This is a genomic window from Micromonospora sp. CPCC 206061 (assembly GCF_036906915.1).
Lineage (GTDB): Bacteria > Actinomycetota > Actinomycetes > Mycobacteriales > Micromonosporaceae > Phytohabitans.
In genome coordinates, this window is record NZ_JBAKHX010000007.1 from 1 (window position 1) to 13079 (window position 13079).

The window sequence follows — 13079 nt, forward strand, 5'->3', positions numbered from 1 at the left end:
TCGCTGACCAGCAACGACTCAGAACCGATCACACTCGCGTGCCTACGAACTGCGGAACTCGGGGTAGGGAAGAGCTTCATGAGGGTCACCTTCTCGTGCCTTGTGGACTTCCACGCAGGTCTCGTGGCCGGGATGTCCATCTGTGACAGCGCTTCGGGATCGGTGACGTTGGTTCCCCTATCCGGTCGACGGCGGTAGGTGAATCGCAGCCGTTCCCGGTTGGTGATGGCCGCGGCGAGCGTGGTCAGCCGTTCGGGGTCGACGGCTGGCCGATCCCAGGTTAGGAGCGGCTCGGTGGCCGCGCCGAGTGCGGCGACTCGGTGCCGCAGCTTGGCGGGCAGCACCTGCTCGATCTTGGCCAGGGCGCGTACCGACGCCTCCTCGATGCCGGCCACCGCGTGCCCGGCTGCGGCGCGTAGCCCTACCGCGATCGCGACCGCCTCCTCGTCGTCCAGTAGCAGCGGCGGCATCGCCTCGCCGGCGACCAGCCGGTACCCGCCGGTCGCGCCCATCGCGGCGTGCACCGGATATCCGAGTTCGCGCAGCCGGTCCACGTCGCGGCGGACGGTGCGCAGACTCACCCCCAGCCGCGCGGCCAGCTCGCTGCCCGGCCACTCGCGGGGTGCCTGCAACAACGACAAGAGGGTCAGCAGCCGGCCCGGGGTATCTGAGGACATGGCTCAAGGATGCCCGCCATGTGTGACAGAAGCTGACCTACATGGCCTGTAGCGTGGTTTCCATGACGCCCTTCCGGATCGACATTCCGCAGACCGACCTTGACGACCTGCGTGACCGGCTCGCCCGCACCCGCTGGCCGCGGCAACTGCCCGGCGACGGCTGGAGCCGCGGCGTTCCGCTGGATTACCTGCGGGACCTGGTCGAGCATTGGGCCACGACGTACGACTGGCGGGCGGCCGAGGCGCGGTTGAACGAGTTTCCCCAGTTCATCGAGGACATCGACGGCCTGGACGTGCACTTTCTGCACGTCCGCTCGCCGGAGCCGGACGCGTTGCCCCTGATCCTCACGCACGGCTGGCCGAACTCGTTCGTCGAGTTCGCCGACGTGATCGGCCCGCTGACCGATCCCCGCACGCACGGTGCCGACCCGGCGCACGCCTTTCACGTCGTGGTGCCGTCGGTGCCGGGCTACGGATTCTCCGATGCTCCACCGCAAACCGGCTTCACGGTCGAGCGGGTCGCCCGGATGTGGGCCGAACTGATGCGCCGGCTCGGCTACGACCGGTACGGCACCCAGGGCGGCGATCTCGGCGCCTACATCGCGCCGGCGGTGGCCATGGCCGACCCGGAGCACGTCGTCGGCGTGCACATCGACGGCGGCTTCGGGTTTCCGACCGAGGCCGACGTGCCGGACATGAACGACGCCGAACTGGCCGAGTGGCAGATGATGCAGCAGTGGATGAGCGGCGGCGTGGACCATCACGCGCTTCTACGGGCCGCGCCGCAAACCTTCGCCTACGCCTGGAACGACTCGCCGACCGGGTTGCTCGCCTGGCTGATCCACAAGTTCAAGGAGTTCGCCATCACGGTGGACACGCCTGAGCAGGCCATCGACCGTGACCTGATGCTGACCAACGCGTCGTTGTACTGGTTCACCGGCACTTCGGCGTCGTCCTCGTGGCCGATGTACGACCGGGTGACCCTGGCCGAGGACGGTGGTTTTGCCTGGCCGAAGGGGCAGCAGCCGGTGCCGTCCGGCGTGTACGGCGGCGGCTCGGCCCTGATGCGCCGCCTCGCCGAGCGGGACAACACCATCGTGCACTGGCCGCAGGACAACCCCGGCGGCCACTTCGTGGCGATGGAAGTGCCGCACGATCACGCAGCCGACATCCGGGCGTTCTTCGGAACTTTGCGATGACGGACCTGACCTGGGCACAGGTGTGCGCCCGGCGCCTGGAGCGGCACTCGCTTCAGGCGCCGGCGCCCGCCGGCCAACTCGCCACGGTGGCGTCCGCCATGTGCGGGGTGCACGCCCAAGTGATCTCAGCCGCCGAACTGTCCCTGGGGCTGCGGGTCGCCGACGCCACCCGCACGACGGTGCGGCGGGCACTGTGGACCGATCGCACGCTGGTGAAAACCCGCGGGCCACGCGGCACGGTGCATCTGCTCGCCGCCACCGACCTGCCGCTGTGGACCGGGGCGCTGTCCGCGGTACCGCCGCCACCGTACGAGCAGAACCGCGAGTTGCTCACCCCCGACCAGACCGATCAGGTAGTCACGGCCATCGCGGACGCGTTGCTGGACGGCGATCTGACCACCGAGGAACTGACCGACCAGGTCACCGCCCGGACCGGCCCGTGGGCCGGGGACCGGGTAATGGACGCCTTCCAGGGCAAATGGCCGCGATGGATCGCCGCGATGGGAGCCGCGACCCGGCGCGGCGCGATGTGCTACGGGCCCAACCGCGGCAGAACCACGACCTACACCAGCCCGGCGCGCTGGCTACCCGGCTTCGCGCCCATGGACTCCCAGGCCGCGCTCGCCGAACTGGTCCGCCGCTACCTGCACGCGTACGGGCCGGCCACGCCCGCGCACCTGGCCCAGTGGCTGGCGGCCCCCAAACGGTGGGCTCAGGAACTGTTCGACTCCCTGGACCTGGAGCAGGTCACCGTTGACGGCAAATTGGGGTACGTCGTGGCCGGGGACACCGACTTCCCGACAGACACAGTGAGCGGTTTGTGGCTGCTGCCGTACTTCGAGGCGTACACAATCGGCTGCCACCCGCGTGAGCGACTCTTCCCAGGACTGGCCGGTCAGCGCGCACTCGGCGGAGGCCAGGCCGGGAGCTACCCGGTCCTGCTGGTTGACGACACCGTCGCCGGGGTGTGGCACCAGCGCCGATCCGGACGCCGGCTCACCATCACCGTCGAACCCCTCATCCAGCTCGACGCCGCCCGCAAACGGGCGCTGGACGAGCAGGTCGAACGGGTCGGGCAGATCCTCGAAGGCACCCCCTCACTGGCCATCGGCCGCATCCACATCGGCCCACACGCCTAAACAATTAACTAGCCCGCAGGTCACACCCGCGGCACGCCGGACCCCGCCGAACCGGCATAGGTCCCACGCCCAGGCGGCTGACCCCGTGTGGCACAACGCCAGGGCCTCGCCGTTGCCGATCAAGACGGGGCGGGTCAGCGGTTCGATCGCAGACATGGCCGACGAGCTAACAGACAAGCCCGGCGATCCACGCGACGAGGGCGAATACCACGGCGTCGTCGCTGGATTCGACGTCGGCGGGCGGGTCGGGGTTGGGGCCGTCGACGATGACGAGTTCGTCGACGGCGACGTCCAGCGCTTTGTGCTGGGCGGCGGGCAGAACGGTGGTGTAGGTGTCCGCGGTGGGCACGATGCTGGCGAAGCGCTGCCGCTTTTGGAGCAGGCGCTGGGCCACGCACAGACGCTGTGGAACACCGAGATCCAGCGGGCCCTGCTGGTCCGCACCTTGGACTGCGCGACCTCGCTTGGCAAGCTGGACCTGGCCAAATCGACGTACAGGCGGGCGCTGGAGGTAACCGACGCGGCCAACAACGCGCACGGCGTCGGCTGGCTACTCATCCACCACAGCCGGTTGCGGCGCGCGTACGGCAACGTACCGGCCGCCATGGCCGAGGCGCGCGAAGGGCTCCGGCTCATGGTCGAGGCTGGCGATCCCCGGGGAGTGTTCATCGCGAACCTGCGGCTTGCCGAAGCGCTACCGGCCGGCGGCGACTCCCCCGGCGCCGCCACCCTCCTCCACACGCTGCTGTCCACATCGGACGCCGCATCCGTGCCGCTGCTCAAGGCCAAGGCCGACGCCCTCCTCGCTCAAGCCACCCCCTCATGACCAAGGGCGTCCCTCAAGTCATCGCAACGACTCCCCAACGCCGGGTAGTCGGCGACATAGTGCAGGACGAGACTGCTGACCACCAGATCGGCGCAGCGGCTGGGCAGTGTGAGCTCGTCCAGGTCGGTGCAACCGGCGTTCGTCTGGCCTGCCGATCATGCCTGGTGTGTTGGCTGGGACGTCGATCCTCATTGGGCCGGGATCGGTGGCGGTACGTTGCTGATCAGCCAGCTCATCGCTGACCCGCTCCTCGACGTGGTCCCTGCCGACCCCACGTTCACCACTTGCGACCCGGTCGGATTTCCGGAGATCACGACCATCAGTAGACGCTGATACGCTTCCACCACCGACCGGACCTGCTACCACTCGTCGCCGAACCCCTTGGAAGGCGTTTGTTCGCGATGTCACCACCGATGCGCACCTGGCTCCGCCACCTTGCGCTCCTGGTTGCGATCTTCGTATTGGTGAGCATCGTGGCGCGCATGCTTGGCTACGAACGGTACCTGCCGCTCTGGGCATCGCTACCCGCACTCATCCTCGTGTTGGCGACCGATTATGTCGGCACGGTCGGCGTACCGGGACGGCGCAGGGACGAGCCGCCGCGCGACTAACCGGATGCTGTGGGTTAGGACGGTGATACCGCAGGCTCGCCGAACCCGCGGTGCGGTCAGGTAGCCGCCGGCGAGCGGCTGCTGCCGTACCGGGTCCTCGACGAGTACGGCGTCACCACGGTCCTATGTGTACGAATTGCTGGCGTGGTTTCGTTTCTTGCGCTGGTCGAGGTTCCTTGGCATGTCGCTGGTCGGGCTGAGGCTCGTAATTTCGCGCTGTGGTTGAAGATCAGCAAGAAGCCGCCTCGTCAGCGCCGAAGGTAGCGTCCCACGTATGCCAATCTCTGTGTTGATTCCGGAGGACGCCACCGAAATCACCTTTGCGGCCTCACCTCTGGTGGAGTTGGCATGGGCCTGGCACGTCCTGGTCGAGTCCGACCACCATCCCGACCGGGCGGGCTGGGTGGCCGCCGTGAAGAAGGCCCTTCCCGCAGACCTGATGGCGGCGCTTCGGGCGTGGTCGTTTACCGTCTGCGCCATCCGTCCGGTATGGCTTGCGGATCCGACATTTGCTGGGACACGCTGCAGGGACGACTGGCTAGCCGGTCTGGATCAGCTCGCGCCAGCGCGGTTCGCGGAGCTGACACTGCGCCCGCTGCTGCGAGTCCGGGGCAGGTCCCGCCGGATCGCCGACCAGCGCGTACATGCGGAGATCGTCGCTCTGGCACGGGCTCGTGGCTCGGCGGCGACGCGCGTGGTCCAAACCGTCCTTGACAACCCGGAGAAGGCGCGTGGCGCGCTCATCGGCGTGCTGCGGCGGTTCTGGTCCTTGTGCTTCCGTGACGAGTGGGAGCGGTCGGCCCCGGCCCTTCACGCCGAGATCCGCGCACGCACTCGCCGCGGCCCATGGCCGATCGCATTGCGGGACGTGTCGCCGGCCATCAGGGTCGAGCCCGGTGGTCGAGTGACCATCGACAAATTCCAAAACAAGACATTAACGGTCGCAGGCCGCGGGATAGTGCTGGTGCCGACTCATTTCGGCAGCCCACACGTGTACGTCGCGGACGAGGCGGACAGACCGGTGGTCGTTCACTATCCGTTTCCGGTGCCGCAGCGCGCCGCCGACCGGCGGCTGACCCTTCGCCGGCTCGGCGCGCTGGCACACCCCGCCCGGCTGGAGATCTGCCGGGCGATCGCCGTGGAGCCGCGATCCGCACGAGAGATCGCACGGCTGTGGCGGTTTACCGAGTCGGCCGTCACCAAGCACCTGTCGGTACTGCGCGACGCCGAGCTGGTGCGTGCCCAGCGGGTCGGGCACTTCGTCCGGTACTCACTGGACGAGGCGGCGATCCAGGTCCTGGGCGCGGACCTGCTCGACGCGCTTCGCCGCTGACGCCGCAAGACTGCCCAGATTCGGCAGACATCGCCGGTCGGGAGCCCGCTCGACTTATGTTGGCCGGTATGGCAGCTGAACCCCTACTGGTTTTGTCGCTCGATGAGGCGCGCCAGCAGATCGTCGCCGACCACCGGTTGCTGACGGAACTGGTCAAAGATCGCGCTGAGGACGAACTAACCGCCCCGTACCCGGTCGACGGCCGCCCGCTCGGCGACTCGTGCGAGTCGTTACGCGACCTCGTCGCGCACGTCCTCATGTGGGACGAGATCAACCTCGCGGTGATCGCAGAGATGACCCGGGGGCGGCGGCATTGGAGCCAGGACCCGTGGTGGGAGGAGCCAGCGATCGGCCGGCTGCTAAACGCCGCCGGTGTGGCCGCCGGTCGGGTGTTGCCGGTCGAGCTTCTGCTGAGCCGATTCGACGTGGTCCACCGGGCCATGGTGGATGAGCTGTCCCGCCACGACGACGAGGCGTGGCAGGCGGGCCTGGGTGCTCTCGTGCAGCCTGCGATGACCGTCCCCGGTCAGCGGCCGTATCGGCACGCGGCCCTCCACCTCGGCGGGTTCACCGCGGCCCACCCGTAAGCCAAGAGCACTGTGCAGAACGTCTGGTCGTCCACTGTGGTCAGGTTCACGGTGTCACTACCGGTAACGGCGACCGCCCCGGAGTAGATCACCTGGGTTGTGTGGACCGAAGAGATCAACGAGGGCGGGCGGCAGCAGATCAGCGCCGACCGGGACCTGGTCGGCCCTGGCTCCGTGGTTGACGGTGGTAGGTTCCCGGCACGGCTCTGGCGGGCGACGTGGCAGCGGAAGGAGGCCGGTAATGAGCTACCAGCCGCATCTTTTCCCCGTATCCGTCAAAGGCGTCGTGATCCATGATGGCCGCGTGCTACTGCTACGCAACGAGCGCGACGAGTGGGAACTGCCCGGCGGGAAACTTGAACTCGGCGAAGAACCGGCCCAGTGCGTTGCCCGGGAGATCGCCGAGGAGGGCAGCTGGCAGGTCACCACCGGGCCGCTGCTGGACGTCTGGCAGTACCACATCCGCGATGGCGTAGATGTCTTGATCATTACTTACGGCTGTCGCCTTGACACCGACGTGGCCCCTGTCGTCAGCCACGAACACAAAGAGGCTGGCCTGTTCACCGAGGCTGAGGTCTCGGCGCTGCCCATGCCGGATGGGTACAAGAAATCCATCCTGAGCTGGTACGCCAGGCTCTCCGCCCAGGCCACGTAGGCGGCCCGCAATGCGGTGCGACGCTTGCGGCGCGACGGTCGGCTTGGGCAGTGCCAGGCCCACGGTTGCGAAGCCGTGTATGTGGACACCACTCGCAACGCGTCCCGTCGCTACTGCAACGCCTCCTGTACGGCGCGCGCCAAGGTAGCCACGTACCGCAGCCGGCGCCGGACCTGACGCGAGGGGTTCGCGACGGCGGGCGGCACTCGCACGACGTCGCGGTGGTCGGCAGACTGGGGGCATGGGTACAGCGGCGACATCGCGCACGCCAGGGGTACGGCTCTCCCGGCGTCGCATCGCGGTGGCAGGTTTGGGGCTTGTGCAACGCGAGGGCGTGGCGGCCCTGTCGATGCGGCGGCTGGCGGAAGAGTTGGACACCGCCCCCATGTCGCTGTACCGACATGTCGCCGACCGGCGGGACCTCCTCGACCTGCTTCTCGACGAGGTTTCCGACTTGGTGGCTCCGCCGGACGACGACCTGCCGCCACGGGAGGCGATCATCGCCACGGTGGAGCGAGCGCACGAGGTGGTCGACGGCAACCGGTGGGTGGTCGAGCTGATGCTCGCCGGCGACGAACTGCTGCGGCCGGGTGCGCTACGCCTGTCCGAGGCGTTGTACCGGGCGATGGCGCGGGCGGGTCTCGAGCCGGAGGCGGCCGCGCGTTTCCACGCGGCGATATGGCAATACCTGTGGGGCCATGTGGTCGTCGCAGGCGACCTCGGCCTGGCGCAGCGGTCGCGGGCGGCGTACGTGGCGGCCGGGGGTGATCGGGAGTCGTTCCCGGAGATCGCGCGAGTCGAGGAGGCGGTGGCTCGGCTGGACCCTCACGAAAGCTTCCGGGCGGGCCTGCTCGCCTTGGTCGACGGCTTCCTCGCTTGAGCGCGGAACGCGCCCAGCCTGGTGGCGGCCCCACGCGCGGATAGTTGGTAACGGTTTCCGTTTGCATCCCCAGTCGCCACGTGCGTACAGTCGTACGCACGGGTCGCGTACACCCGTACGCATCCTGGCGCGCGGGAGGAGAGCGGGTGAATAGCGTCGATGTGCCGGCCGGTCAGCGGCGACCGGGGCGAGGCGGTGGCGAACGCACCGGATCCGGGTCGAGGCAGCTCCTCGGCCCGGTCCGCCGACGGCTGTATCTCGGTGCAGGGCTGTCGTTCGTAAGCTCGGCGCTTGGCCTGCTGCCATACGTGGCGGTGGCGGAGATCGCCACGTCGCTGCTGGCGAACGGCCCGACAGAACGGTCCGCGGTCCTGTGGTGGGTTGGTGCCGGCGTGCTTGGCGCTGCCGGCCGGCTCGGCCTGCTGGTGCTGGCCAGCCTGATCACCCACTACGCCGACGCCGACCTGCAACGGCATCTTCGGGCCCAGCTGGCCCGGCACATGGCCGGGGTGCCGCTCGGCTGGTTCGCTGGCCGCGGCTCGGGCGAGCTCAAAAAGGTCATGGACGACGATATCGAGGACATGCACCACCTGGTCGCCCATGCCCTGCTCGATGTCGCCGGTGCGCTCGGCCTCCCGCTCGCCGCGGTGGTCTATCTCGCCACGGTCGACATCTCGATGACCCTCGTGACGATCGCGATACTGCCGCTCGCGGCCGTGGCGATCCGGATCGCACATCGCACCATGCCCGCCCGGATGGCGCAGCTCATCGGCGCTCAACGCAAAATCAACAATGCCGCCATCGAGTACGTCGACGGCATCCAAGTCATCAAGACGTACGGGCGGAGCGGCCATGCGTACCGGCGGTTCTCCGCGGCGGTTGACGAATTCTGCGACGCGCTGGCGGCGTGGACGGCAGAGGCCGGCCGGGCGATGTTCGCCAGCATGGCGCTGCTGTCACCGGCGTCGGTGCTGGTGGTCGTGCTCGGCGCCGGCACCGGGTTCGCCGCCGCGGGCTGGCTGGCACCGGTCGACCTGCTGCCGTTCGTACTGGTCGGAGTCGGTTTACCGGCCCCGTTCATGACGTTGGTTCAGGGCACGCAGCTGCTGCGCAAGGCGAGCCTCGCCGCCCGGCACGTGTCAGAGGTGCTCGCCGAGCCTTCACTGCCGGCACCAACCATCGCGCGGGTGCCGAGCGTGTATGACCTGCGCTTCACCGACGTGGAGTTCTCCTACGACGGCGACAACCAGGTGCTCCGGCGGATCAGCGCACACTGCCCGCAAGGCGCGATCACCGCCGTGGTGGGCCCGTCCGGCTCTGGCAAGACCACGCTGACCCGGCTGGTGCCACGCTTCTTCGACGTGACCGGCGGTGCGATCAGCATCGGCGGCGTCGACGTCCGCGACATCCCGCCGGCCGAGCTACTGCGGCTGGTCGCCATCGTGTTCCAGGACGTGGTGCTGGTGCGCGACACGATCCGGGAAAATCTCCGCCTCGGCCGACCCGACGCGAGCGACACCGCGATCGAGGAGGCCGCGCGGGCCGCGCGGATCCACGATGTCATCCAATCGCTGCCGGACGGCTACGACACAGTGGTCACCAATCGTGGTGGCGTGCTGTCGGGAGGAGAGCGGCAACGGCTGACCATCGCCCGCGCGATATTGCAGGACGCACCGATCGTCCTCCTTGACGAGGCGACCGCCTATGTCGACCCGGACAACGAGATCGCCGTGCAGCAGGCGTTGGCGGAGCTGACCAGCGGCCGGACCCTTCTGGTCGTCGCGCACCGGCTGCACACCATCGCCCGCGCCGACCAGATCCTCGTGCTCGACGGCGGCCACATCGTCGAGCGAGGCACCCATGACCAGCTGGTCGAGCGGAACGGCAGGTACGCGCGGATGTGGTCGGTCCAGCAGACGGCGGTGGAGGCAGCCCGATGATCGGTCGTTTGTCGCGCATCTGGCCCCATCGACGCACGCTGCGCCTGTTGGGCGCGAGGTACGTGGTCGTCGGAGTGCTGCAAGGGTGTCTCCTGCTGACCATCGTTCCACTGCTGCGGACGGTGCTTGCCACGCCGGCGGACTACTACGCCGCGGCCCGTTGGCTCGGCGTGGTGGGATTGCTCGGGATCGCCTATCTGGGTGCCGTGTGGTGGGCCAAGTCACTGGGGTACCGGACGGCCAACGGCATCATGCGCACCCTGCAGCACGACATCGGCAGCCACCTGGCGCGACTGCCGCTCGGCTGGTATGTAGGGAACAAGTCCGGAGGCATCGCGCGTACGGTCGCGCAGTCCACGCCATCGGCGTCGGGCGTCGTCTCGCACGTCTGGCCCGAGCTGGTGCAGTCGATCGTCACACCGGCGACTGTCGTCGCCGGTGTGTTCCTGGTGGACTGGCGGATGGGCATCGCCTTCCTGGTTACCGTGCCGGCCGCGATGGTGGTGAACAGATGGTCCGGGCCGGTAGTCCGGGATACCCAAGCCATCATGGACGCTGCCTCCGCTGACGCGGCAGGCCGGGCGATCGAGTTCGCCCAGGCCCAACCCGTCCTGCGCGCCACCGGCCGGGCGATGGCGGGGTTCGGGCCGTTGGAGCGCGCGTTGGACGAGCAGCGGCGCACCTTCCGCGCCGCGCTGACCAGGCACACGATGCCGCAACTGGTATACGTCGCCGTGGTGCAGATCGGTTTCACCATCGTGTTGGTCACCGGCACCTGGTTGGCTCGGCGCGACAGCCTGACGGTCGCCGAAGCGGTGGCGTTGCTCGTGCTGGCCGCCAGATTCGTCGAACCGTTGGCGCAGATAGGCAACCTGTTCGGCACCATCCGGGTGGCCGACGTGGCGATCGAGCGTGTGTCGGAGGTGCTCACCGCGGCCCCACTTGCCGAGCCCGACGCGACGGTCCTGCCATCCGCGACCGACATCGCGTTCGACGATGTCTGGTTCGCCTACGACGGCAGGCCTGTGCTGCGTGGGCTCAACCTGCGGATGCCGGCCGGTGCGATGACCGCGTTGGTCGGCCCTTCCGGCGCCGGCAAGACCACGATTCTGCGGCTCGTCTCGCGGTTCTGGGACGTCGATCGGGGCGCGGTACGGGTAGGCGGCACGGACGTCCGCGACCTCACGTCGGCAGATCTGATGAGTCACATCGCGATCGTCTTCCAAGACACCTACCTGTTCGACGGCACCATCGAGGAGAACGTGCGGCTGGCGGCTCCAAACGCCACGGACGGGCAGGTGCGCGAGGCGATGGTCACCGCCCGGCTCGACGAGGTCGTCGAACGTCTGCCCGGCGGATGGGACACCAGGGTCGGCGAGGGTGGGATGTCACTGTCCGGCGGTGAACGCCAGCGCGTCGCGATCGCACGCGCGTTGGTGAAGGACGCGCCGATCGTGCTGCTCGACGAGATAACCGCGGCCCTGGACCCGGAGAACGAGGCGGCCGTCGCGGCCGGCGTCGCGACGCTCGCCGCCCGGGGCAAGACGATCGTGGTGATCGCGCACCGGCTTTCCACCATCGCGCGCGCCGACCGGATCGCCGTGCTCGACGGCGGTGAGGTGGTCGAACTCGGCACCCACGACGAGCTCATCGCCCGTGGCGGCCGCTACGCCGGCTTCTACGCCCGCCGGTCCCAGGCAACAGGTTGGCAGCTCTCGAGATCGCGGGCATGAACGGTCGGTACGAGCCGGGGACCGCGGGCCCTCTTCTGCGATGTGCTCACGCCCCGGCGGGCGCGGAACCTGCGCGCCGCCTGTTGGGCCGCGGCGCTGCTGGCGGAGAAACACGCGGCGCAAAATCACCACGACTCACGACTCACGACTCACGGCTGCTGGCGCTGGCGTGGTCCCGCCGCGCCCGCCTGGCCTATGACGCGTACCGCACGGCGGCGGAGCCGTTCTGGGTGAACGACATGTTCGCGGTAACCGGCGTGAACCCGCAGGCGGTAGACGACCGCGCAGGCCAGGACGATCCTTTGTACCGCGCGGTCCGCCAGGTCCAGCGACGCTGGCCCGCGCTTCCGGAATCGCGTTGGCAGTGACCACCGACGTGCTGCGGACGGTGGTGGCGAACGCCGCCCGGTAGCGGCGCCGTTAGCCCATCGCCTGGTGGTGCAGCAGGCGGGCGTACTCGCCGCCGGCGCACCGCAACTCCTCGTCGGTGCCCTGCTCGACCGCCCGGCCGTCGCGCAACACGACGATCCGGTCGGCGCTGCGGATCGTGGAGAACCGGTGGGCGATCAGCAGCGTCGTCCGGCCCCGCCGCACCGCGCGGATGGCGGCCTGCAACGCCTCCTCGTTCTCCGCGTCCAGGTTGGACACGGCCTCGTCGAGGATGAGGATTGACAGCGGCCCCGCCAGCGGGTGCAGGCCGAGCCGTGTGGACACGGCCTGGGCCGGGCCGACCATGTGGCCCCACCACCGCACCCACCGTGGCTATCCACACCACCATCGACAGCGTGATGGCGCGGCGGTCCTTCGGGGCGAGGTCGGGGGCCACGTATCGGCAACTGTTCGTTGACGCCGATGATGCACCGAGCGAGGCCATGCTGGCGATCAGGAGACCGAAGCTCTCTGTGGTCGCTGCCACGACACATGCGCCTGCGCCGATGGCGCCGATCAGGTAGCCGGTAGCCAGGCCCCGACGCCGCCCTTCCGGTTCATCAATGTCGCATTGAGGGGTCGCCGGCCGGACCGTCAGGCTGCGGGCTCCTCCTGGAGGGCACGTACCTCGATCCTGCATCGCAGTGCCCTCGAGGCCTGCTTGGTCCATTCGATGGCGACGTCGTCGTTTTCGGCCTCGATGATCCAGAAGCCACCAAGGTACTCATCGGCCTCGACGAACGGGCCCGGTGTGAGTACGGGGCTGTCTCCGGAGTAGTCCACCGTGGTCGCGCTCGACGGTGGCTGCAGGCCTCCAGCGGTAACGAACGCGCCCGCCTCCTGAAGGGCGGTGTTGAACGCACCGACCGCGGCCATGACCTCCTGCAGCTCCGCGGGGTCCATGCCCTCCATCGTCGGCTCCTCGGCGGAGTCGTGCGGGAGGCTCAGGAAATACTTCGTCATTGTCGTCTCCTCGTCGTACGGCCGACGGCCGCTGCCTGGATGCCCGAAACGCTAGGCGGGGCTCACCGCTGATCGCATCAGTCATCGTGACTGGTGTCCGGGAAACC

Annotated in this window: 14 protein-coding genes; 11 read left to right on the plus strand and 3 right to left on the minus strand. The window is 68.8% G+C overall.

Annotated features, from left to right (window positions below):
• The coding region (locus V6V89_RS07970; protein WP_334618339.1) for a helix-turn-helix transcriptional regulator at positions 1–677 on the minus strand (677 nt) is incomplete at its 3' end.
• 62 nt (positions 678–739) lie between these two features.
• On the opposite strand from V6V89_RS07970, the gene V6V89_RS07975 reads away from it, so the two are divergent.
• The 11 genes from V6V89_RS07975 to V6V89_RS08020 all read left to right on the plus strand — a co-directional run bounded on the left by V6V89_RS07975 (position 740) and on the right by V6V89_RS08020 (position 11580).
• Complete coding sequence (locus V6V89_RS07975; RefSeq protein ID WP_334618340.1) at positions 740–1876, plus strand: epoxide hydrolase family protein; 1137 nt, start codon at positions 740–742, stop codon at positions 1874–1876.
• Positions 1873–3015: a winged helix DNA-binding domain-containing protein gene (locus V6V89_RS07980; RefSeq protein WP_334618341.1), complete on the plus strand. Its 1143-nt coding sequence runs from the start codon at positions 1873–1875 to the stop codon at positions 3013–3015. Before V6V89_RS07975 ends, V6V89_RS07980 begins: the two co-directional genes overlap by 4 nt.
• A 154-nt stretch (positions 3016–3169) precedes the next feature.
• On the plus strand, positions 3170–3841 hold the full coding sequence (locus tag V6V89_RS07985) for a hypothetical protein (protein ID WP_334618342.1): 672 nt from the start codon (positions 3170–3172) through the stop codon (positions 3839–3841).
• 482 nt (positions 3842–4323) lie between these two features.
• Positions 4324–4452, plus strand: coding sequence for a hypothetical protein (locus V6V89_RS07990; protein ID WP_334618343.1), 129 nt, complete (start codon positions 4324–4326; stop codon positions 4450–4452).
• Positions 4453–4726: 274 nt separating this feature from the next.
• The gene (locus V6V89_RS07995) at positions 4727–5785 is read left to right on the plus strand and encodes an ArsR/SmtB family transcription factor (protein ID WP_334618344.1); all 1059 of its coding nucleotides are present in this window, start codon (positions 4727–4729) and stop codon (positions 5783–5785) included.
• Positions 5786–5853: 68 nt separating this feature from the next.
• Complete coding sequence (locus V6V89_RS08000; RefSeq protein ID WP_334618345.1) at positions 5854–6372, plus strand: DinB family protein; 519 nt, start codon at positions 5854–5856, stop codon at positions 6370–6372.
• A gap of 241 nt (positions 6373–6613) precedes the next feature.
• A complete protein-coding gene (locus tag V6V89_RS08005; RefSeq protein ID WP_334618346.1) occupies positions 6614–7027 on the plus strand; it encodes an NUDIX hydrolase in 414 nt (137 codons plus the stop codon).
• Positions 7028–7042: 15 nt separating this feature from the next.
• Positions 7043–7204, plus strand: a complete 162-nt coding sequence (locus V6V89_RS41645; RefSeq protein ID WP_442935091.1) for a CGNR zinc finger domain-containing protein — start codon at positions 7043–7045, stop codon at positions 7202–7204.
• Positions 7205–7268: 64 nt separating this feature from the next.
• Positions 7269–7907, plus strand: a complete 639-nt coding sequence (locus tag V6V89_RS08010; protein WP_334618347.1) for a TetR/AcrR family transcriptional regulator — start codon at positions 7269–7271, stop codon at positions 7905–7907.
• Positions 7908–8053: 146 nt separating this feature from the next.
• Entirely contained in the window at positions 8054–9847 is a 1794-nt protein-coding gene (locus V6V89_RS08015; protein WP_334618348.1) for an ABC transporter ATP-binding protein, read from the plus strand.
• On the plus strand, positions 9844–11580 hold the full coding sequence (locus V6V89_RS08020; protein ID WP_334618350.1) for an ABC transporter ATP-binding protein: 1737 nt from the start codon (positions 9844–9846) through the stop codon (positions 11578–11580). Before V6V89_RS08015 ends, V6V89_RS08020 begins: the two co-directional genes overlap by 4 nt.
• Before the next feature lie 420 nt (positions 11581–12000).
• Here V6V89_RS08020 and V6V89_RS08025 read toward each other — a convergent pair whose 3' ends face one another.
• The gene (locus V6V89_RS08025) at positions 12001–12315 is read right to left on the minus strand and encodes a hypothetical protein (protein WP_334618351.1); all 315 of its coding nucleotides are present in this window, start codon (positions 12313–12315) and stop codon (positions 12001–12003) included.
• Positions 12316–12603: 288 nt separating this feature from the next.
• Positions 12604–12972, minus strand: a complete 369-nt coding sequence (locus V6V89_RS08030) for a YciI family protein (protein WP_334618352.1) — start codon at positions 12970–12972, stop codon at positions 12604–12606.
• Between the last annotated feature and the right edge of the window lie 107 nt (positions 12973–13079).

What these genes read in the sequence shown, in the direction of transcription:
- V6V89_RS07975 (WP_334618340.1), top strand. Translation starts at nt 740, where the DNA reads ATGACGCCCTTCCGGATCGACATTCCGCAGACCGACCTTGACGACCTG.
- V6V89_RS07980 (WP_334618341.1), top strand. Translation starts at nt 1,873, where the DNA reads ATGACGGACCTGACCTGGGCACAGGTGTGCGCCCGGCGCCTGGAGCGG.
- V6V89_RS07985 (WP_334618342.1), top strand. Translation starts at nt 3,170, where the DNA reads ATGGCCGACGAGCTAACAGACAAGCCCGGCGATCCACGCGACGAGGGC.
- V6V89_RS07990 (WP_334618343.1), top strand. Translation starts at nt 4,324, where the DNA reads ATGCTTGGCTACGAACGGTACCTGCCGCTCTGGGCATCGCTACCCGCA.
- V6V89_RS07995 (WP_334618344.1), top strand. Translation starts at nt 4,727, where the DNA reads ATGCCAATCTCTGTGTTGATTCCGGAGGACGCCACCGAAATCACCTTT.
- V6V89_RS08000 (WP_334618345.1), top strand. Translation starts at nt 5,854, where the DNA reads ATGGCAGCTGAACCCCTACTGGTTTTGTCGCTCGATGAGGCGCGCCAG.
- V6V89_RS08005 (WP_334618346.1), top strand. Translation starts at nt 6,614, where the DNA reads ATGAGCTACCAGCCGCATCTTTTCCCCGTATCCGTCAAAGGCGTCGTG.
- V6V89_RS08010 (WP_334618347.1), top strand. Translation starts at nt 7,269, where the DNA reads ATGGGTACAGCGGCGACATCGCGCACGCCAGGGGTACGGCTCTCCCGG.
- V6V89_RS08020 (WP_334618350.1), top strand. Translation starts at nt 9,844, where the DNA reads ATGATCGGTCGTTTGTCGCGCATCTGGCCCCATCGACGCACGCTGCGC.
- V6V89_RS08025 (WP_334618351.1), bottom strand. Translation starts at nt 12,315, where the DNA reads ATGGTCGGCCCGGCCCAGGCCGTGTCCACACGGCTCGGCCTGCACCCG.
- V6V89_RS08030 (WP_334618352.1), bottom strand. Translation starts at nt 12,972, where the DNA reads ATGACGAAGTATTTCCTGAGCCTCCCGCACGACTCCGCCGAGGAGCCG.